Source organism: Stappia sp. MMSF_3263, assembly GCF_030733745.1.
In the GTDB taxonomy this organism is placed as follows: domain Bacteria; phylum Pseudomonadota; class Alphaproteobacteria; order Rhizobiales; family Stappiaceae; genus Stappia.
Window position 1 is genome coordinate 1 of the sequence record NZ_JASHIK010000023.1, and the last position, 20918, is coordinate 20918.

15 protein-coding genes are annotated in these 20918 nt (G+C 67.1%); 7 read left to right on the top strand and 8 right to left on the bottom strand.

Annotation, left to right across the window (positions count from 1 at the left end):
* From RBB46_RS19655 to RBB46_RS19665, 3 genes are all read right to left on the bottom strand, one after another.
* The coding region (locus RBB46_RS19655) for an ACT domain-containing protein (RefSeq protein ID WP_306030804.1) at window positions 1-197 on the bottom strand (197 nt) is incomplete at its 3' end.
* A gap of 139 nt (window positions 198-336) precedes the next feature.
* Entirely contained in the window at window positions 337-1302 is a 966-nt protein-coding gene (locus RBB46_RS19660; RefSeq protein ID WP_306030734.1) for a 4-(cytidine 5'-diphospho)-2-C-methyl-D-erythritol kinase, read from the bottom strand.
* Window positions 1303-1312: 10 nt separating this feature from the next.
* Complete coding sequence (locus RBB46_RS19665) at window positions 1313-3088, bottom strand: tetratricopeptide repeat protein (RefSeq protein ID WP_306030735.1); 1776 nt, start codon at window positions 3086-3088, stop codon at window positions 1313-1315.
* 366 nt (window positions 3089-3454) lie between these two features.
* Between RBB46_RS19665 and ppdK the strand changes: the two genes are divergently transcribed.
* Both ppdK and RBB46_RS19675 read left to right on the top strand, forming a co-directional pair.
* A complete protein-coding gene (gene ppdK / locus RBB46_RS19670) occupies window positions 3455-6127 on the top strand; it encodes a pyruvate, phosphate dikinase (RefSeq protein ID WP_306030736.1) in 2673 nt (890 codons plus the stop codon).
* A 4-nt stretch (window positions 6128-6131) separates the two neighbouring features.
* On the top strand, window positions 6132-7094 hold the full coding sequence (locus RBB46_RS19675; RefSeq protein WP_306030737.1) for an ArgK/MeaB family GTPase: 963 nt from the start codon (window positions 6132-6134) through the stop codon (window positions 7092-7094).
* Here the strand turns inward: RBB46_RS19675 and RBB46_RS19680 are convergent.
* Together RBB46_RS19680 and RBB46_RS19685 are read right to left on the bottom strand one after the other, a co-directional pair.
* Window positions 7075-7857, bottom strand: a complete 783-nt coding sequence (locus RBB46_RS19680) for a glycosyltransferase family 32 protein (protein WP_306030738.1) — start codon at window positions 7855-7857, stop codon at window positions 7075-7077. The genes RBB46_RS19675 and RBB46_RS19680 overlap by 20 nt on opposite strands.
* A 71-nt stretch (window positions 7858-7928) precedes the next feature.
* Window positions 7929-10190 (bottom strand): bifunctional diguanylate cyclase/phosphodiesterase, encoded by a 2262-nt coding sequence (locus RBB46_RS19685; RefSeq protein ID WP_306030739.1) that lies wholly within the window; start codon window positions 10188-10190, stop codon window positions 7929-7931.
* Between the two features lie 326 nt (window positions 10191-10516).
* On the opposite strand from RBB46_RS19685, the gene RBB46_RS19690 reads away from it, so the two are divergent.
* Entirely contained in the window at window positions 10517-11935 is a 1419-nt protein-coding gene (locus RBB46_RS19690; RefSeq protein WP_306030740.1) for a bifunctional enoyl-CoA hydratase/phosphate acetyltransferase, read from the top strand.
* Complete coding sequence (locus RBB46_RS19695) at window positions 11932-13101, top strand: acetate/propionate family kinase (protein WP_306030742.1); 1170 nt, start codon at window positions 11932-11934, stop codon at window positions 13099-13101. Before RBB46_RS19690 ends, RBB46_RS19695 begins: the two co-directional genes overlap by 4 nt.
* Window positions 13102-13178: 77 nt before the next feature.
* Here the strand turns inward: RBB46_RS19695 and RBB46_RS19700 are convergent, their stop codons facing one another.
* From RBB46_RS19700 to map, 3 genes are all read right to left on the bottom strand, one after another.
* Entirely contained in the window at window positions 13179-13577 is a 399-nt protein-coding gene (locus RBB46_RS19700; RefSeq protein WP_306030743.1) for a phasin family protein, read from the bottom strand.
* A gap of 156 nt (window positions 13578-13733) precedes the next feature.
* A complete protein-coding gene (radC, locus tag RBB46_RS19705; RefSeq protein ID WP_306030744.1) occupies window positions 13734-14441 on the bottom strand; it encodes a DNA repair protein RadC in 708 nt (235 codons plus the stop codon).
* 21 nt (window positions 14442-14462) lie between these two features.
* A complete protein-coding gene (gene map, locus RBB46_RS19710; protein WP_306030745.1) occupies window positions 14463-15296 on the bottom strand; it encodes a type I methionyl aminopeptidase in 834 nt (277 codons plus the stop codon).
* Between the two features lie 502 nt (window positions 15297-15798).
* Here map and RBB46_RS19715 point away from each other — a divergent pair.
* The 3 genes from RBB46_RS19715 to RBB46_RS19725 all read left to right on the top strand — a co-directional run bounded on the left by RBB46_RS19715 (window position 15799) and on the right by RBB46_RS19725 (window position 20900).
* A complete protein-coding gene (locus RBB46_RS19715; RefSeq protein WP_306030746.1) occupies window positions 15799-17610 on the top strand; it encodes a DEAD/DEAH box helicase in 1812 nt (603 codons plus the stop codon).
* Window positions 17611-17700: 90 nt separating this feature from the next.
* Window positions 17701-18357, top strand: a complete 657-nt coding sequence (locus RBB46_RS19720; protein ID WP_306030747.1) for a hypothetical protein — start codon at window positions 17701-17703, stop codon at window positions 18355-18357.
* Between the two features lie 1097 nt (window positions 18358-19454).
* Window positions 19455-20900: a TrkH family potassium uptake protein gene (locus tag RBB46_RS19725; RefSeq protein WP_306030749.1), complete on the top strand. Its 1446-nt coding sequence runs from the start codon at window positions 19455-19457 to the stop codon at window positions 20898-20900.
* The last annotated feature ends 18 nt before the right edge of the window (window positions 20901-20918 follow it).

Below are 20918 nucleotides of genomic sequence, written 5' to 3' on the forward strand. Positions count from 1 at the left end.
AACCCGTCCGAGAGTTGCTCCAGCGTCGTGCCGGTCTCGCTGTTGAAGCTGACGCGCATGAAGAAGTTGCCGGTCTCGCGATCGTCGAACTGGGCGCTGTCGGTGATGTTGCAGCCGTTCTCGGCCAGGTAGGTCGAGATGGCTGCGACGATGCCGCGGGTCGAACGGCATGTGACGGTCAGGGCAAAGGCGCTCATGGGAACTTCCTGCTGGGCGAGGGCTTCGTTGCGGGCCGGATCGCGGACGAACCAATAGCCGGTCGTGACCAGTCTTGTCAGCATCGCTTCGCCGCACCATCGCGAAAAGCGGCGCGCAGCGGCTGATTTGCGACGAAGGTCACCCGTCGGACAGGGGGATGCCTTCGACCGGGGCGGCGGCGGCCCACCAGTGCGGGCGCCGGGCGCCGACCTCCTCCACCAGAGCGCGGGCGGCGGCAAGGCTTTCAAGGAGCGCGAAGCAGGTCGCGCCGGACCCGGACATGCGGGCCAGCCGCACGCCGTCCTGCCGCCGGAGCATGGCGAGCACGTCGCCGATTTCCGGCACCAGGGAGATTGCGGCCTCCTGAAGGTCGTTGCGCGTCCCGCCGAGCCAATCGATAAGATCGCCGAAACCGGCAAAGCCAGTGTAGCCGATCGCCGGCAAGGGAGGATTGTCCCGGTTGGCAAGGCGGGCAAAGACCGCGGGCGTCGGCACCGCCACGCCCGGATTGACGAGGACGATGGCATGCGCGGGAAAGCACGCCAGCGGGGCGATTTGCTCACCGATGCCAGAGACAAGCGCGGGGCGCGAGGCCAGGCACATGGGCACGTCTGCGCCCAGCTCCAGTGCAAGCGCGGCCAGCATGTCGAGATCGTGGCGGTCCGCCGGCCGGCCGGTGCGCAATTCGAGGCCAAGCAGCAGGGCGGCAGCCGCATCGGCCGAGCCGCCGCCGATGCCGGAGGCAACGGGAAGGTTCTTTTCCAGGTGAAGCCGGCAGCGCCCGGCCGGAAGGGGGAGGCGGGCATCAAGGGCGCGGAGCGCGCGCAGGACGAGGTTGTCTCCGCCGCCGGCATCGCCGCCGAGCTCGGAGGCAAAGCGCCCGCCGATCGTCAAGCCGGTGCCTGTTGTCTCGCCGCCGGCGGTCGGCGCGCCGGTCGACAGGGTCAGCCGGTCGCCGAACTCGGGGAAGGCGACGAGGCTTTCCAGGAGGTGGTAGCCGTCCGCGCGCCGCCCCGTCACGTGCAGGGCGTAGTTCACCTTGGCCCGGGCAAGCCTGGCCGGGCGAAACCCGGTACCGGCGTTCTGCGCGCCGCTGGCGCTCATGGGGCGCGCGTCAGCCGCCGTTTTTCTTCGGTTCGATGTTGGCGGCAGGCGCTTCCGGTGCGTCCGTCAGGCCGTTCTCGATCTTTTTCAGGATCTTCGGCAATTCATCGGGCTCGGGGCCAAGGTCGCGGGCGTGATTCCACTGGAAGCGGGCTTCAAGCCGGCGATCCACCTTCCAGTAGGCGTCGCCCAGGTGATCGTTGATCACCGGGTCCTGCGGACGCAGCTCGACCGCGCGTTCCAGTTCCTTGACCGCATCCTCGAAGCGGCCGAGGCGGTAATATGCCCAGCCGAGACTGTCGACAATGTAGCCGTCCTTCGGCCGCAACTCGACGGCCTTGCGGATCATGTCGAGCGCCTCGGCGAGTTTGAGGCCCTGGTCGACGAGCGAATAGCCCAGATAGTTGAGCACCAGCGGCTGTTCCGGGGACAGTTCGAGAGATTTCCGGAAGTCAGCCTCCCCCTGGCCCCACTTCTTCAGCCGTTCGCGGCAGATGCCGCGATAGTAGAAGAGCGTCCAGTGCTGGGCCTTGGGCGCCTCGATCGTGTCGATGCCCTTGGTGTAGGCCTCCTCGGCCTCGGCGAACAGCTTGTGCGAGCGCAGCACGTTGCCAAGGGCGGTCACCGCATCGAGATCGGAGGGGTCGCTCTCGACCAGGGCCTCCAGGTGCGCACGCGATTCCTCGAGGTTTTCGAGGGCGTTGTAGTTGAGCCCGACCTGAATCTCGGCATCGCGCTTCAGCGGCGATGCGTCCGGCACGCCCTGCAGAACGGTGATCGAGCGCTCGTATTTGCCGAGCCGGTCGAACAGCCCGGCCAGCGCGACGGCCGCGACATCGGCGTCATTGTCGAGATGCAGGGAAAGCTGCAGGAAGACGGCCGCCAGTTCCTCGCCGCCGTCGCGGCCGATGGCGGCGCCCAGGCCGTACAGGACCTCGGCCGCACCCACTTGCGGGGTCTCGGCGATTCGCCCGATCGGCTCGTCGGCCTCGATTCGCTTGCGCGTGGCGAGGATCACCGGGTGGTCGGGCAGGATGCGGTTGTAATCGGCAAGAACCTTGAGGGCGGCGTCCTTGTCGCCGTTGCCGGCCAGCGAGCGGGCATAGGCATCGACGACGCGCAGGGCGCCGCGATCGGTCGTGTAGGCCTCGCGAAAGTTATCCAGCGCTTCCTTGCCCCGTCCGGCGTGATCCTGGATCAGCCCGGCGTGGTAGGTGACGAAGACGGTGTACCAGCTGGGTCCCTTGAGGCGGGAGACCAGTTCGAGCGCCTTGTCGGTCTCTCCCTTTCCGGCCAGAGCCCACGCGGAAACGAGCCCGGAGGCAAGTTCGGCGAGCGGGCCGCGCCCGCCATTGGCGAGCTTGTCGCCAGCGGCGGCGAAGCGGCCGGCCCGCATGTCCTCGACGGCTAGCATCAACCCGGCGACGAAATGATCGGACTGCTCGGTCTTCAGCCGCTCTGCAAGCTCCAGCGCTTCGGCGAGGTCGCCATTGGCGAGCTTGAGCACGAAGGTGCGGTCAAGCAGGAAGGGGTTGCCCGGATCGACCACAAGGGCTTCGCCGAAGAAGGCGGCGGCATTTCCCAGATCGTTGGTCTGTCCGGCGAGCCTGCCGGACAGGTAGCTTCCGCTCAGCGTCAGTGGCAGGCCTTCCGCCGTCCCGGTTGTCTGCGGTTCAGCATCCGCGCGAAACGGCGACATCCCGGCGGTGGCGAGCATCGAGCACAAGGCGACGCCGGCAAGCAGGGCCGTGCGGCGGAACGAATGGGCGAAACGGCTGTTCTTCATACGATTGGTCTTGCTGCCCCTGGTGCGACACGGGTCAAAACGAGTCAGGATGCCCCGATTTTCCCTGTCAGGATGGCCTTATTGTGTCTGCGTCGCAAGCAGGCCGCAGCGACCGACGGCGCGTGGCATCCGGCCGGCGCCGTTCTGCGGCGCAACGGCCTGCCGCCGCGTCGAAATATGGTGCGCGGATACGGCACGACAACGAGATACAGGGCAAAGCTCGCAAAAAACCTTTGTTTCGTGCACTGCATCATTTAAGTGGGGTGACATCCGGGGAGGGAGCAATCCTGCACGGAACGGAATGCTTCCGTGCGGCCGGCGGTCCTGCCGGCGACAGGCCTGCTCCGAAGAGGGGATATGCGCGGTATGACGAAATGGGTGTTCGGTTTCGGTGACGGTAACGCCGAAGGCACCGCCTCGATGAGGAACCTGCTGGGTGGCAAGGGAGCCAATCTGGCCGAGATGAGCAATCTCGGCCTGCCGGTGCCACCGGGCTTCACCATCACGACCGAGGTCTGCACCTATTTCGACACGCACGACAAGACCTATCCCGAGGGACTGCGCGGGGAGGTCGATGCGGCGCTTGTGGAGATCGGGCGGATCACCGGGCGCCGTTTCGGCGATGCCGGCAACCCGCTGCTGGTCTCGGTGCGCTCCGGCGCCCGTGTCTCGATGCCCGGGATGATGGACACGGTCCTGAACCTCGGCCTCAACGACGAGACGGTACCGGCATTGGCGGAAGCCGCCGGCGACCCGCGTTTCGCCTATGACAGCTATCGTCGTTTCATCCAGATGTATTCCGACGTGGTGATGGGCCTCGACCACCATGCCTTCGAGGAGATCCTCGAGGACTACAAGAACGAGACAGGCCACGAACTCGACACGGACCTGAGTGCCGACGACTGGCAGATCGTGATCGCCAGCTACAAGGCGCTGGTCGAGGAGGAACTCGGCACGCCGTTCCCGCAGGATCCGCACGAGCAGCTGTGGGGGGCGATCAGCGCCGTCTTCCACTCGTGGGACAGCGCGCGGGCGATCACCTACCGGCGGCTGCATGACATTCCCAACGACTGGGGCACGGCGGTCAACGTGCAGGCCATGGTGTTCGGCAACATGGGCCAGGATTCGGCCACGGGCGTCGCGTTCACGCGCAATCCCTCGACCGGCGAGAAGGCGCTTTACGGCGAGTTCCTGGTCAACGCGCAGGGTGAGGACGTCGTTGCCGGCATTCGCACGCCCCAGGACCTCACCGAGGCTGCCCGGATCGCGGCGGGCTCCGACAGCCCCTCACTGGAGCGCGTCATGCCGGCCGCATTCGCCGAGTTCGTGGAGATCTGCGACCGTCTCGAGGCGCATTACCGGGACATGCAGGACCTGGAGTTCACCATCGAGCGCGGCAAGCTGTGGATGCTGCAGACACGCTCGGGCAAGCGCACCGCCAAGGCGGCGCTGAAGATCGCCGCGGAGATGGCGGACGAGGGCTTGATCACCACGCAGGAAGCGGTGATGCGGGTCGATCCTGCCGCGCTCGACCAGCTTCTGCACCCGATGATCGATCCGGCCGCCACACGTGACATCGTCGCCACCGGACTGCCGGCCTCGCCGGGCGCGGCCTCGGGCGAGATCGTGTTTTCCTCCGACGAGGCGGAAGAGGCGAAAGCTGCCGGCCGCAAGGTGATCCTGGTGCGGGTCGAGACGAGCCCGGAAGACATCCACGGCATGCATGCGGCGGAAGGCATCCTGACGACGCGCGGCGGCATGACCAGCCACGCGGCGGTGGTGGCGCGCGGCATGGGCAAGCCCTGCGTCTCGGGCGCCGGCACGCTGCGTATCGACTATCGCCTGGGCACGCTCACCGTTGCCGGACGCAAGCTCGCCAAGGGCGACCGCATCACCATCGACGGCACCACCGGACAGGTGCTGGTCGGCGAGGTGGCGATGCTGCAGCCGGAAATGTCGGGCGAATTCTCCCGGCTGATGGAATGGGCCGACGCCCACCGGCGCATGGCCGTGCGCACCAATGCCGAGACGCCGGCGGATGCGCGCGCGGCGCGCGGCTTCGGCGCCGAAGGAATCGGCCTGTGCCGCACGGAGCACATGTTCTTTGAAGGAGAGCGCATCGTCGCGGTGCGCGAGATGATCCTGTCGGAGAGCGAGCAGGGCCGGCGCGCGGCGCTGGACAAGCTGCTGCCGATGCAGCGCGGCGACTTCACCGAGCTTTTCGAGATCATGCAGGGCCTGCCCGTGACGATCCGCCTGCTCGACCCGCCGCTGCACGAGTTCCTGCCGCACAGTGAGGAGGAGATCGCCGAGGTCGCCGCCGTGATGGGCGTCGACAGCGAGGTGCTGCGGCAGCGGGCGCTCGACCTCAACGAGTTCAACCCGATGCTGGGGCATCGCGGCTGCCGGCTGCTGGTTACCTATCCCGAGATCGCGGAAATGCAGGCACGGGCCATCTTCGAGGGGGCGGTCGCGGCCGGGAAGACGACGGGCGCGCCGGTGACGCCGGAGATCATGGTGCCGCTGGTCGGCGTCAAGGCCGAGCTCGACCTGGTGCGGGCACGCATCGACGCGATGGCGAAGGCCGTGTCGCAGGAGAGCGGCGTTTCCATCGACTACCAGGTGGGCACGATGATCGAACTGCCGCGCGCGTGCCTGCGCGCTGGCGAGATCGCCGAGGCGGCCGAGTTCTTTTCCTTCGGCACCAACGACCTGACGCAGACGACCTTCGGCATCTCGCGCGACGACGCGGCGTCCTTCCTTGGCACTTACCAGCGTCTCGGGCTGGTCGAGCGCGATCCGTTCGTCTCGCTCGACCAGGACGGCGTCGGGGAACTGGTGCGGATCGGCGCGGAGCGCGGCCGCGCGGCCCGTCCGGGGCTGAAGCTCGGCATTTGCGGCGAGCATGGCGGCGATCCAGCCTCGATCGAATTCTGCGAGAGCGTCGGGCTCGACTACGTGTCCTGCTCGCCCTTCCGCGTGCCGATCGCCCGGCTGGCGGCGGCCCAGGCGGCGCTGAAGGCGAAGGCCGGGGCCTGAACGGATGGCACAGCGCCGGCCGCCGAGCGTCGAGGAGCTGCGCGCGGGCGGCAAGGCGGCGCTGGCGCGGACGCTGTCGGCGGTCGAGACGCAGGGAGACAGCGCGGAGTTCGCCGCCTTTCTCGACGCGGCGGCGCGGGCAGGGCGCGCCCATGTGATCGGCCTCACCGGTCCACCGGGGGTCGGCAAGTCGACGCTGACGAATGCGCTGATCCGCGCCTATCGGGCGCGCGGCGAGAGCGTCGGCGTGATCGCCGTCGATCCGTCCTCGCAACTGACCGGCGGGGCACTCCTCGGCGACCGCACGCGGCTTGCCACCGACCCGGAGGACGCCGGCATCTTCGTGCGCTCGATGGCGGCGCGCGACCGGCTGGGCGGGCTTTCCGACCATGCGGTTGCCGGCATCGTGCTGATGCGCGCCATGATGGACCGGGTGATCGTGGAATCGGTGGGCATCGGCCAGTCGGAGGCCGATGTGGCCCATGCGGTCGACACGCTGGCCCTGTGCATCCAGCCGGGCTCGGGCGACAGTTTGCAATTCATGAAAGCCGGGGTGATGGAACTGCCGGACCTTGTCTTCGTCACCAAGGCGGACATGGGCGCGCTGGCGCGGCGCGCCCGGGCCGATGTGGAAGGCGCGCTGTCGCTCGCCCGGCCGGCAGGGGCGGGACCACTGCCGCAGGTGATGGCGCTCTCGGCAAGCACCGGCGAGGGGATCGCGGAAGCGGTGGCGGCCTTTGACGCGCATGGCGCGCGGATGGCCCTGGAGGGAGCGCGCGACCGGCGCCGGCAGGCCCAGCAACGGCACTGGGTGGCGGACACCGTGCGCCGCCGGTTCGGCAGCCACGGATTGCATCTGTGCGACGTGGAGCGGGCGCTGGCCGAGGCCGGGGGCGCGTTCGCGGCGATTGCCGGGATCGACCGGGACCTGCGCACGCGGTTCGGGACTATGCCGTCCTGGATGTGAGCCGCGACCAGACGGTCCGCAGGCGCACAACGGCGGGCGGGCCGAAGCCCGTCAGCAGCGAGGCCCTGCTGGTGGTGTAGCCGCTGCTGCCGACAGTGCCGCGTGAAAGCACGTTGTTGTCGAAGATGGAATAGACGAGGCCGAGATCCGCCGCCGCGACAATGCGATGGGGATGCTGGGCAAGGATCGGGCGGATGGCCGTGGTGTAGGCGACCGGGCCGGTCGTTGCCACGGTGGCGGCCTGGCCGACGCCGTCACGCACCGGGTGGTAGGCGGCCAGGTTGCGCCAGACCCGCTCGATCACCGCCGCCAAGAACGGATGCCGGGGCGCGCAGACGATGTGCCACTGCTGGTATTCGCTGTCGATCCCGTATTGCGGCCAGCGGCCCCAGTCCTGGTAGAGGGAGCCGGGGCCATTGTTCCAGAAGGACAGCAGGAAGGCATCGTCCGGCGCCAGCACCTCCGACAGCGGCCGGCGGGCGGTCGACTTGATGTCGAGATAGACCCCGCCGGTCTCGTAGAGCTGCACGTAGCGGAAGATGTCGGCCTTCGCCGCGCCGTAGTCGGGGTGGATGCGGTCGAACAGGGCGAGCCTGTCCGGCCCGCAGATGCGCTGGATGCAGGCGCGCACGTCGCTGTCGTCGTAAAGGCGGTGCTCCCAGTCCGGACTGCCGGCCTTCAGGGCCTCGACATTCTCCCGAAGCGCGGGATGCAGGGGGCTCGTGCAGGCGGCGGTCTGGTGGATGATCCTGGGGATCGACAAGAAATGCTCCGGGAAAACAACCACGTGACGTAAAGTCATAGGGGTTGTTTCACCCTGCGGCAAGCCGCGCGTCAGGCGCTGAGCGAGATCGCCCTGCTTGCGTCCTCTTCGCCGGCCAGCCGCTTCTCGGCCTCGATGATCCGTGCCGGCGGGATCGGCCGCGACAGGTAGAAGCCCTGCAGCCGGTCGCAATTGGTGCGTTGCAGGATCGCCGCCTGCTGGCGGGTCTCGATGCCTTCGGCCACCACCTTCATTCCGAGCGCCTCGCCCAGATCGATGATCGTGGACAGGATCGCATGCGCGTGCGGGGCGATCTCCAGGTCGGCAATGAAGGAGCGGTCGATCTTCAGCGTGTCGAAGGGGAAGCGCCGCAGGTAGCTGAGGCTGGAATAGCCGACGCCGAAATCGTCGAGCGCCACGCGCACGCCCATCTCCTGGACCTGGGTCAGCACCTTGAGAATGTCGGTGTCGTTGTCGGCGAAGACCGATTCCGTCACCTCGATCTCCAGGCGGGTCGGCTCGAAGGCACAGGCCTCCAGCGTGTCGCGCAGGTCCTCGATGAAGCGGGGGTGGCGGAACTGGGTGGGCGAGACGTTGACGGCCAGACCCAGATGCGGCCAGGCGGCGGCGTCCTGGCAGGCGCGGCGCAGCACATAGAGGCCGAGATCGTTGATCAGGCCGATCTCCTCGGCGATCGGCACGAAGGTGGCGGGGCTGATCGCGCCCATGTCCGGATCGGTCCAGCGCAGCAGCGCCTCGACGGAGAGGACCTTGGTGCCGTCGATGGTGGTCTGCGGCTGGTAGACGACGTCGAGCTTCTCGCGGGCGATGGCCTCGCGCAGTGCATGGGCGAGGTTCTCGCGCGTGCGCACATGCTCCTCCATGCCCATGTCGAAGAAAGCCCATCGGCCGCGACCGCTCGCCTTGGCCGAGTAAAGGGCAATGTCGGCCTTGCGCAGCAGCTCGCCCATCGACAGGCTGTCCTCCGGCGCCGTCGCGGCGCCGACGCTGAGGCTGACATGCAGGTGGTGGCCGCCGATATACATCGGCACGGCAAAGCGGTCCTGCATGCGCTTGAGCACTTGCTCGATGGTCGCGCGCGAGCCGCAATCGGGCAGCAGCAGGGCGAATTCGTCGCCGCTGATGCGCGCAAGCGTTGCTGCCTCCGGGGCCAGCACGCGCAGGCGCCGGGCCGCCTCGCGGATGACTTCGTCGCCAGCCGCGTGGCCCAGCGTGTCGTTGATGTCCTTGAAGTGGTCAAGATCGATGTAGATGACGCCGATCAGTCCCTTGCCAAGCTGCCAACCGGCCAGTTCGTCGCGGAAGCTGGCGGCGAAGAAGTCGCGGTTGGCAAGACCGGTGAGGCTGTCATGCAGCGCCGCGTGCTGGGCACGGGCCTCGCTCTCGGCGAGGCGGCGCGTGTTCTGCCGCGTGTAGAAGAGGACGAGGCCGGTCAGGCCGGCGATGGTCGCGGCCAGGAAGAACAGCACCGGCCCGACGCCGGACAGGATCGCGGAGCCTGGATTCTCCGCCGCCCAGGTCAGGTAGCCGAGAGGCGCGGCGCGCGGGCTCTTCAGTATCATGTAGGCGCCGCCGGTGGCGTTGCGCGGGTCCTCGACACTGCGCAGGCCGCTGATGCCGGAGCGCTCGGCCAGGGCCGCCAGGCGGACCGGGTTGAGTTTCTTCAGGCTGACCAGCACGGCGGGCGGGCGGCGCGCCGAGAGGAACTGCTTCATCTCCGGACCGATCGCCGTCACGGAAACCAGGGCCGGCTGTCCCTCGAAAACGGCGAACCCGGTCTCGTAGAGCGACCGGGTGAAACCGGTCTTGGGCCTCTCGATATAGTAGAGACCGGAGGGAAGGCGGGAGAAGCTGGCGATGAAGCGGGCGCGGGCACGCGCGATCAACGGCTTGACGGCCTCCAGCAGGCGTTCGGCCGTCTCCGGGTCCTGGCGCTGGCCACGTACGGAATTGTAGATCGGCTCGCCGCCGACACTGACGATGAGCGTCTGGTCATGGCCGTGGTTGGAATAGAGCCATTGCCCGATATTGGCGTTGAGCCAGTCGGTGCTGAGAGTTTCGGGCCGCGAATAGAAGAAGGCCTGGTCCCAGACCGCGACACCTTCCTGTTCCTTGGCGAGAAGCTCCAGCTGCAGGCCCGTGCTTCCCCGCAGAAGGCTGCGCTCGCTGTTCAGCGCGGCAATGTCGGCCGACCGCGAGGTGTAGGCAATCAGGGCAACCGAGAACGCGATGGCCAGCAGAACCAGTCCCACGACGGGGAACAGGATCGCGTTTGCCAAGCGTGCACCGGTGTCCGTTTTTGCTGCTGCCATGGGGGCCTCTTCTTATCGGGCCAAACCTTGCACAAACGGTTTAACAAAAGCCCTCGAATGTTAGTTAACCAGCATTCAAAAACCTGCCGGAAGACTTGCGATTCGCAAAGCCCGGCGAAACACTGACCGGACGAATAAGTGTTTTGACCAAGCCACTTGCGGATCCACTGCGCCGGCGAGCGCGAAGCCGCGGTGCCGGCCGTGCCACGAGCGTGAGGGCGAGACCGGGGGTGTCCGCATATTGACGGATTGCGGCAGGCGACGCGCGGCATACATGCTGGCGCGGAGCAGCCCTTCTCCACGCCGCGCATCTGGAACCCGTCTTCATGGACAAGAGACCGAGCGACCCGCGATCCGAGTTTGTCGAGAGCCGGACCATCGACGAGATCGCGCCAGGGGACACCGCAACACTGCGGCGGAGCGTGGCGCAGCAGGACATCGACCTTCTGGCCGTGCTTTCCGGCGAGGCGATGCCGGTCTCGCTGGGGGTGACATCGCTGCCTGGCAGCGCGCCCGGCCCTCTTGCCGCGAGCCTGATTGCGCTGCTTCTGGCAACGGAGTTGCCGGGGCCGGGAACGGTCAGCCTTAGCCAGTCCCTGACATTTCACGGAATGGTCGCGGCGGGCGATGTCCTGGAGCTTGCGCTGACCGTCACGGCTTGCGATCGGGCGACCCGCGAGCTGGAACTTGCCTGCGACCTGAAGACGGAGACGGGACGGGAGGTGGCGTCCGGGAGCCTGCGCGTGCGCGCGCCGGAGACAAAGATCCGCCGTCACCGGCTGGAGCTGCCGGATATCCGCATGAGCCGGCATGAACGCTTCCGCGCCCTGATCGCGGAAGCGGCAAGCACGACACCGCCTGTCGTGGCTGTTGCCCATCCGTGCAGCGCCGCAGCCATCGCGGCGGCCGTCGAAGCGGCGGATTTCGGGATTGTCACACCGGTTCTGGTGGGGCCGCGCGCCAAAGTCGAGAGGGCGGCGAGGGAGGCCGGGGTGGCGATCGGCCGGTTCCGTCTGGTCGATGCGCCGCACAGCGACGCGGCGGCGGCGGAAGCGGTGGCCCTGGTCAGGCGCGGCGAGGCATCGCTGCTGATGAAGGGGTCGCTGCATACCGATGAGCTGCTTCGGGCGGTGCTGGCCCGGGACGGCGGCCTTCGGACCGAGCGGCGGCTGTCGCATGTCTACCTGATGGACGTTCCGAGCTATCCGCGCCCACTGCTGATCACCGATGCGGCGGTCAATATCGAACCGGATCTGGCGATGAAACGCGACATCATCCAGAACGCCGTCGACCTTGCCCAGGCCATGGGTATCGATACGCCGAAAGTGGCGATTCTGTCGGCCGTGGAGACGGTCAATCCGAAGCTGCGCTCGACGCTGGACGCGGCGGCGCTTTGCAAGATGGCGGACCGGGGGCAGATCACCGGCGCGCTGGTCGACGGGCCGCTTGCCTTCGACAATGCCGTCAATCCGGAGGCGGCGCGGGAAAAGGGGATCCGCTCGCCGGTGGCGGGCATTGCCGACATCCTGGTGGTGCCGGATCTCGAGGCCGGCAACATTCTCGCCAAGCAGCTCACGTTCCTTGCCGGAGCGGATGCGGCGGGCGTCGTTCTGGGCGCGCGGGTGCCGATCATCCTCACCAGCCGCGCCGATGCCGAACGCACGCGGCTGGCCTCCTGCGCGGTGGCGGCGAAGCTGGCGCGGCTTGCCACGGCGCCTGAGAACCGTGGCAAGGGGGCGGCGTGAGCGACGCTATCCTGACCCTCAATGCCGGATCGTCGAGCATCAAGCTGGCGGTCTTCGATCTCGCGCCCGGGGGAGGCCTTTCCTGTTGGCGACGCGGAGAGCTTCGCGAGGCCGGAGCGGCGCAACGGTTCCGCCTGCGCGACGCGCGGGGGCTGACCATCGCCGAGGAGACATGGCAGGCGGGCGGCTTCGAGACCTCCCTCTCGCAGCTCATGGCGCGCGTCGGGGATGCGCTTGCCGGTCGCCGGCTGGCGGGGATCGGCCACCGGGTGGTGCATGGCGGGGCGGGCCACCGCGCGCCGGAACGGGTGACGCCGGACCTGCTGGCCCTGCTGGAGGAGCTTGCGGACCTTGCCCCGCTGCATGTGCCGCACAATCTGGCGCCGATCCGGGCGATTGCCAGGCAGTTGCCGGACGTTCCGCAGGTCGTGTGTTTCGATACGGCGTTCCACCATACGATGGCGCCGGTTGCACGGCGCTTCGCGTTGCCGCGTCAATACGAGGATCGCGGGATCCGCCGCTACGGGTTTCACGGCCTTTCCTACGAATATATCGCCGGCCGGCTCGCCACCTTGTCGCCGCGCATGCACGCTGGCGGCACGATCATCGCCCATCTGGGCAGCGGCGCCAGCATGTGCGCGATGCGCGGGGGGATCAGTGTCGACACAACGATGGGCTTTACCGCGTTGGACGGACTGGTCATGGGTACGCGATGCGGTGCGCTCGATCCCGGCGCGCTGCTGCATGTGATGCGCCAGGACGGGCTCGATGTCGAAGCGGCGGAACGGCTGCTCTACACCCGCTCGGGACTGCTCGGATTGTCCGGCGTTTCCAATGACATGCAGGTTCTGCTGGAGAGCGGGGAGGCAGGCGCGGAGGAGGCTGTCGACGTCTTCGTCTACCGCATCGTGCGGGAAGCGGGGGCGCTTGCCAGCGTGCTCGGCGGGCTCGACGGCTTCGTGTTCACCGCCGGGATCGGCGAGAACGCGCCGGAGATCCGCGAGAGGGTCTGCGAGCGACTCGGCTGGCTCGGCGTGGATCTTGACGGGGAGGCCAACCGCTGCGGCGCGGCGGTGATCTCCACGCCTGAAAGCCGGGTGGAGGTGCGGGTGATCGCCACCGACGAGGAGGCGATGATCGCGGAACATGTCCGCGACCTGCCGTAGGTCGCCATAGGTTGCCATGGGCCGCCATGGCCGGATGGCGGAGGCCCCGCCCCGGGCGCCCCGGACCCGGCGGGGCGTCAGGCGACCGTGAGGGTCGCCGTTTTCAGGTCGTTGGACAGTTCCTCGGCATCCTTGCGGACCTGCTCGGAGGTTTCCGATGCCACGTCCTGGCCGTAGCGCGCCGCCTTGACGGCTTCGCGCGTGTAGTCGTCAAAGGCCTGGCTGCAGAACGCACTGCAGGTCGAGACGACCTCGTCCGGCTCGCGGGCCTTTATCAGGCTGTCGACAAGGCGGATGTCCTGCTCGATCCGGTGGCGAAAGAAGTCCAGCATCTCGGCCTGCCAGCCAAGCGTTGCACGCAACGCTTCGGAGTGCATGCGCTGGGCGATCAGCAGCGGGTTTGCGTAGGCTGTCTCGAACGGCACCAGCGACGCGTTGACGGCGTCCGCGGGCGTCTTGTTCCGGGCTTTTGCCATTGTCTGCCTCCCTTGGCTTTCGGTCCCCGTCACGAACGGGGATGAAAAGCGGTCTGTACGACCGCGGGAGCAAGTGTAAGGGCCGCGTGTGTCAGAACGTTGATCGAGGTCAACAAGACCCTGCGGCAGTCTGTCATGCCGCAGCTTCGCGCAAGCTCAGATGAGCTGCAGGCCCTTGAAGCTCACATGACCGTCGCGACCGACGATGATGTGGTCATGCAGGACGATGCCGAGCGGCTTGGCGATCTCGGCGATCTGGTTGGTCATCTGGATGTCGGCGCGAGATGGCGTCGGGTCGCCGGACGGGTGGTTGTGCACGAGCACGATGGCGCTGGCGGAGAGTTCCAGCGCCCGCTTCATCACCTCGCGCGGATAGACCGGCGTGTGGTCGACGGTGCCGCGCTGCTGCACCTCGTCGGCGATCAGGGCGTTCTTCTTGTCGAGGAAAAGAATGCGGAATTCCTCGCGATCGGAAAAAGCCATGGCGGTGCGGACATAGTCGAGCACGGCCGACCAGGAGGAGAGGATCTTCCTGCCGGTCACCTGGCCGCGCAGGAAACGTTCGGCGACGGCGTGGGCGAGCTTCAACTCGTCGACGACGCGGTCGCCGACGCCGCGTACCTCCTTCAGCCGCGCCGGCGGGGCGGCAAGAACCTCGGCGAAAGAGCCGAAGCGGGCGATCAGCGCCTTGGCGATGGGCTTGGTGTCGGCCCGCTTGATCGGCGAGAAGAGCAAAAGCTCGAGCAGCTCATAATCCTGCAGGGCGGCATGCCCGCCCTCGCGGAAGCGCTGGCGCAGGCGGTCGCGATGGCCGTGAAAATGCGGGGAGGCAGCGTCCGAGAAGCCGTCTTCCGTGCCGCTCATGCCGCCCCTCCCGCTGCAGGCTCAGGGCCGGACGTGCGCCGATGGATTGTCGAGGCCGGCCGGTGACAAGGTGAAGATCTCGCAGCCCGTAGCGGTGATGCCGACGGAATGCTCGAACTGGGCCGAGAGCGAACGGTCGCGGGTGACCGCGGTCCATCCGTCCGCCAGGACCTTCACATGTGGTCGGCCGAGATTGACCATCGGCTCGATGGTGAAGATCATGCCGGGCTTCAGCTCGATGCCCTCGCCCGGGCGGCCGTAATGCAGGATGTTCGGCATGTCGTGGAACAGGCGACCGACGCCATGGCCGCAGAAATCGCGCACGACCGAGCAGCGCTCCGCCTCGACATAGCTCTGGATCGCGTGGCCGATATCGCCGGTGGTGTTGCCGGGTTTCGCCGCCGCGATGCCGCGCAGCAGGGATTCGTAGGTGACCTCGACCAGCCGTTCGGCGGCGCGCTTGGGCTGGCCGACCGAATACATGCGGCTGGAATCGCCGTGCCAGCCGTCAAGGATGTAGGTGACGTCGATATTGACGATGTCGCCGTCCTTGAGCGGCTTGTCGTTGGGAATGCCATGGCAGACGACATGGTTGATCGAGGTGCAGGTCGACTTGGTGTAGCCGCGATAGTTCAGCGTGGCGGGAATCGCGTCGTGCCGAATGCCGAAATCGAAGACGAAATCGTCGATCTCCTGCGTCGTGACGCCGGGCACGATCCGCTCGGCCAGAGCGTCTAGGCAGCGGGCGGTGAGTTGCCCGGCCCGGTGCATGCCGGCGAAGTCGTCCGGTCCGTAGAGCCGGATCTGGCCGGTGTTCTTCAGTGGTGCCGTCGCGGCGTCGATATAGGTGACCATCGGTATCCCGCAATCTGTCCCGATCCGCCCGGCGCTTCTGGCTGTCGCTCCGGGGGGCGTTGCCGCCGCCGGCGCGATCCCGGCGCCCGAAGGAGGGCGCGCCCGCCGCTATCGGACCTGTCCTGTTTGGTATAGCCTTAATTCGCCGGGGCGCGCGGTGCAATCCGCATTCGCCGCAGGGTTGCCGACCGCCCAGGAGAGAAGGGCACGCCAGGCGCAGGCGCGCGCGCGATGCGGGCAGCCTGCCATTTTCCGAGCCGGGCCAAGCACAGGGCTGAACGGGCATCGTAAAGGCTTCGCCCGGAGCGACCCGCCAGGCAGCCGCATCCACCGCTCATCCTTGCTGGTGATGCGCCACTTCGATCGCCGCCTGTGCCGCAGTCTCGCGCTGCATCCGGGATGCAAACGCGGCTTGGCCAATCATCAAGCTCAGACATGTCAAGAATCCTTAGGCATCCACGCGCCGGCTATGGTATGCGGCGCGCTCACAGAGGTTCCCCAGATGGCCCCAGCCCACGACGCCGATTTTTTGCCGACCCCCATTCATCCATCCCTTGCTTCCGCGCTTGAAGCGAAGGGTTACAAACATCTCACGCCGGTCCAGTTGGAGATGGCGGACAAACGCTATGCCGAGGCCGATCTTCTGGTTTCGGCGCAAACCGGCTCGGGCAAGACGGTTGCCTTCGGCATCGCCATCGCCTCAAGCCTCCTTGGGAGCGCGAGCCATTTCGATCGCCCGGACCGGCCGTTGGGGCTGATCATCGCGCCGACGCGCGAGCTGGCGCTTCAGGTGCAGCAAGAACTCGACTGGCTCTATGGGGCGGCGCGTATTCAGACCGCGACTTGCGTCGGAGGCATGGACGTACGCAAGGAACGCCGCGCGCTTGAGCGCGGCGCGCATCTCGTCGTCGGCACGCCCGGGCGCCTGCGCGATCATATCGGAAGAGGCGCGCTGGACCTCGGGGCGCTGCACACCGTGGTGCTCGACGAGGCCGATGAAATGCTCGATCTCGGCTTCCGTGAAGACCTTGAATACATCCTCGGCGCGGCTCCGGCGGAACGCCGAACGCTGTTGTTCTCGGCAACTGTGCCACGTGGCATCGCGGACCTGGCCAAGACCTTTCAGAAGGACGCGCAACGCGTGGCGGTGACCGTCTCGACCGACCAGCACGCCGATATCGAATACCAGATGATGCTTGTGCGGCGCGACGAGCGCGAGCATGCAGTGATCAATACGCTGCTCAACTCCGACAGCACGAGCGCGCTGGTATTCTGCCACACGCGCGAGGCCGTGCGCCACTTGACCGCACGCCTCGCCAACCGCGGCTTCTCGGTGGTTTCGCTTTCAGGCGAAATGGCACAGTCCGAGCGATCCAACGCGTTGCAGGCGATGCGGGATGGCAAGGCACATGTGTGCGTGGCGACCGACGTCGCGGCCCGCGGCATCGACCTGCCGAATCTTGATCTCGTCATCCATGCGGACGTGCCGAGCAATCCCGCAACGCTTCTCCATCGCTCCGGCCGGACGGGACGTGCGGGCCGCAAGGGCGTGTGCGTCCTTGTCGTGCCTCAGCACAGGCGCAGCGCGGCGCAACGCGTCCTTGCGCTGGCCAGGTTGACGGCGGTCGAGCGTGCCGCGCCCGGCATCGCCGAGATCGAGGCGCGTTATCGCAAGGACATAATGGATACGGCGCTCTCCACCGCCGAACCCGACGAAGCAGAAGCCGCGTTCGTGGCGGAGCTGCTTGCGAAAGTCGCTCCCGAGCGCGTTGCCGCAGCCTTCCTGCGCCACCAGCTCAGCTCCCGCCCTTTGCCGGAGGATCTGACCCCTCTGCCCGCCGCCGAGATCCACGCGAAAAAGTCCAGGTACGACAAAAAGGTCGGGCACGAGCGTGGCCCGGTCCCGGCACGAGAGCCACGCGGACCGGACATGGAGGACGGCGTCTGGTTCACGCTTTCGCTCGGCCGCAAGCAGCGCGCCGACCCGAAGTGGCTGCTGCCGATGATCTGCAAGGCCGGCGGCGTGACCAAGCGCGACGTCGGCTCGATCAGGATCGAGGATGCCCAGACCCGGTTCGAGATTGCCGGCGACAAGGCGGCCTCGTTTGCAGAGCAGGTCAACCGGCCCGGCGGTACCGAGCGCGGTATCGTCATCGCACCGGCCGGAGGGGCGCCGGGGCCAGCGCGGCAGGCGAAAGCGAAAGTCCGCAAAGACGCGAAGCCGGGGAAGAAGCCTGCGCACCGTGGCAAGGCCGCACCTAGCGATCCCGGCCAGGCCCGCAAGCACAAGGGCAAACCGAGGCGCCCAGGCTGAACCTGCCGCGGGACGGTCCTCATTCATAAAGACATGAGCGTGACAAGCCCGTGACCACAACCTGGTTTTCCTTATCGACGAAGGCATACCATGCTGGCCTGGAAACAAGTGGATCGAACCTCTGTCCCCGGCGGGGGCGAACTCAAGCTCATGCAACGGGGCGACGAGTTTTCCATCATGTCGGGGGCGACCGAGTTGATGAACAGCCGCCGGGGCGGCTCTGAAGAACAGCTGGCGATCCTGGCGGCCGACCGGATAGGCAAGCGGGACCGGACCCGGGTCCTGATCGGCGGTCTTGGCATGGGCTTCACGCTGCGGGCAGCGCTCGCGCATTTTTCCGCGCAGTGCGAGATCATCGTCGCCGAACTGGTGCCGACCGTCATCGCCTGGGCCAAAGGTCCGCTTGCCGGCGTCCACGGCGAAAGCCTGGCGTGTCCGCGCGTCGTCCTTCACGAAGGCGACGTTGCACCGGTGATCAGCGACAACGGGCCGTTCGACGCCATATTGCTCGATGTCGACAATGGCCCGGATGGACTGTCCCGGCCGGCGAACGACCAGCTTTACAACGCAAGGGGACTGGCTGCCGCGCGGGCAGCGCTCAATCCCGGCGGCGTTCTGGCCATATGGTCCGCTGCCTCCGATCAACGGTTTGCAAAACGCCTGCGGCAAACCGGTCTGGAGGTCGAGGAGGTGCGTGTACGCGCAGGCGGCGCACGGCATCTCGTCTGGCTCGCCAGGAAACGCTAGGGCGAACCCGAACCAGTCATCCCTTTGCGTCCTCATGGGGCGCAGCCGCCGGTTCATTGCCCGGGCGCGCCTTGACCACCGGTTTCTTCTTCTAGGCCTTGGAAAATCTGCCCGCTGGGTGTTCACGCCGTGTTCGGAGCCGGAGCTGCCGCGCGTCTCGCGCCAGCGGGAGTTCACGGACGAGGAGACCCCGGCGCATCTCACGCCTCCCGACGCCATGATTTCGGTTCCGGAGGGCCTCCAAGCCAGCGCGGCCAACGCAGTTCCAGGTTGAGCATTGGCCATCGCTTTGCTAGCAGAGATGCACGTGCGGACGTGGTGGAATTGGTAGACACAAGGGACTTAAGGCAAACTTGAGTGCGCTGGCGGAAACGCCGGACGTAGAACTGCTCAAATTCGGGGAACCCTGTCAGATGGCGATCCCGAGCCAAGCCCGAGCGATCGGGAAGGTGTAGAGACTAGACGGGCAGCACCTAAGGCATTCGCTAGGGTGAAGGTATAGTCCAGACCACAAACGCCGAGAGGCGGCGGCGAAAGCCGTAGCTGGTACGAAAATCCCTCAGCCTTGGCTATGCGGGTTCGAGTCCCGCCGTCCGTACCAGTGAATTTGATCCCGGACATTCCACATGGGAGCTGAATTCGCTGCTTACCCGAGCGTGACAGCCTCACCGGAGGCCCTCTGAAAGGGACGGCAACATGCCCGCCGTCACCTCCGGCAATCCAGCTGCCGGAGAACGGCAGCGGACTGGGCCGCAGGCGAGCGCGAAGCCTTGACCACGTCCGCCCAGCCTTGTACTTGGCTCGGCTGGGGAAGATGGTAGGTTGGCAGCCGAACGTCCTTGCCGCCTCGAGGCGACGGGCGGAGGAGGTCCGGGAGGTCCGCCGGGCGAGCAGAATTCGTGCACACGGCCCGGCGCACTGCCGGCGAAAACCGGTTTTACGTTTCAATACAAGGCTATACGGACGGGCCTGCAGGATCTAAAATTCTTTGGCCTTGCGCCGTGCGGGGGCAGGTCCCGCGCCCCGCGTGCCGGCGGCCCGCAGCGGCCGGGAGACGAACTGATCGCGAACCGTAGACGACGAAAGACGCCCGCAACGTGATTTCACTTCGTCCCGTCCTCAATGTCCTCGGCTTCCTCTATGTGGGCCTTGCGACCGCCATGCTGATCCCGGCAATGGTCGATGTCGCGGCGCGCAACGCCGACTGGCAGGCCTTCGTCATGTCGGCGCTGATCACCGGGCTGATCGGCCTGCTCTTGTCGGTCGCCGTCGGCGGGTCGCTGAACCAGGGGCTCGACCTGCGCCAGACCTTCGTGCTGACGACGCTTGCCTGGCTGACCCTGCCGGCCTTCGGCGCGCTGCCGTTCCTGTGGCTGGGTATCGGCTACGCGGATGCCGTGTTCGAGGCGGTCTCGGGCTTTACCACGACGGGCTCGACCGTGCTGTCGGGCCTCGACGGGCTGCCGCCGGGACTGCTCGTGTGGCGCTCGCTGATGCAGTGGATGGGGGGCGTGGGCATCGTCGTCATGGCCATCGTGCTGCTGCCCTTCCTCAAGATCGGCGGCATGCAGCTGTTCCAGACGGAGAATTCCGACCGCAGCGAGAAGATCGTCGCCCGCTCCATCGAACTGGTGCGGCTGATCGGCGTCTCCTACCTGTTCCTGACGCTGGCCTGCGCGCTGGGCTACTGGGCGACGGGCATGAGCGTGTTCGACGCGGTCAACCATGCCTTCACGACGATCGCCACCGGCGGCTACTCGACGCATGACGCGTCCTTCGGCTATTTCACCAACCCGGCGACGAGCTGGATCGCGATCCTGTTCATGGTGATCGGCTCGCTGCCCTTCGTGCTGATCATCCAGGCGCTGCGCGGCAAGCCGTTGTCGCTCTGGCGGGATCCGCAGGTGAGGGCGTTCTTCGGCTTCATCGTGCTGGTGTCGCTGGCGGTCACGGTCTATCTGGGGCTGGAGCACCGGGTGCCCTTCGGCGAGGCGCTGCGCATCTCCGCCTTCAACATGATCGCCATCGTCACCGGCACCGGTTATGCCTATGGCGACTACACGACCTGGGGCGCCCCCATCGTCGTGCTGGCGCTTTTGCTGAAATTCGTCGGCGGCTGCACCGGATCGACGACCGGCGGCATCAAGATGTTCCGTTTTCTCGTTTTCTTCGGCACGGTGCGCGCCCATCTGCGCCGCATGGTGCGCCCGAACCGGGTGCTCTCCGAGGAATACGGCAACACGCGCCTGACACAGGACCTGTCGTTCTCGGTGCTTGCCTTTCTCGTCGTGTACATGGGCACGGTCGGGGTGCTGACCCTGGTGCTGGCGAGCTTCGATCTCGACCTGGTCACGGCGCTTTCGGCGGCCGCGACGGCGGTCGGCAATGTCGGTCCCGGCCTTGGCCCGATCATCGGCCCCTCTGGCAATTTTGCGCCGATCCCGGACGGCGCGAAATGGATCCTGTCCTTCGCCATGCTGATGGGGCGGCTTGAACTGTTCACCGTGCTGGTGCTGCTTGATCCGGATTTCTGGTCGCGCTGATCCGGCACCGGCCGCGTT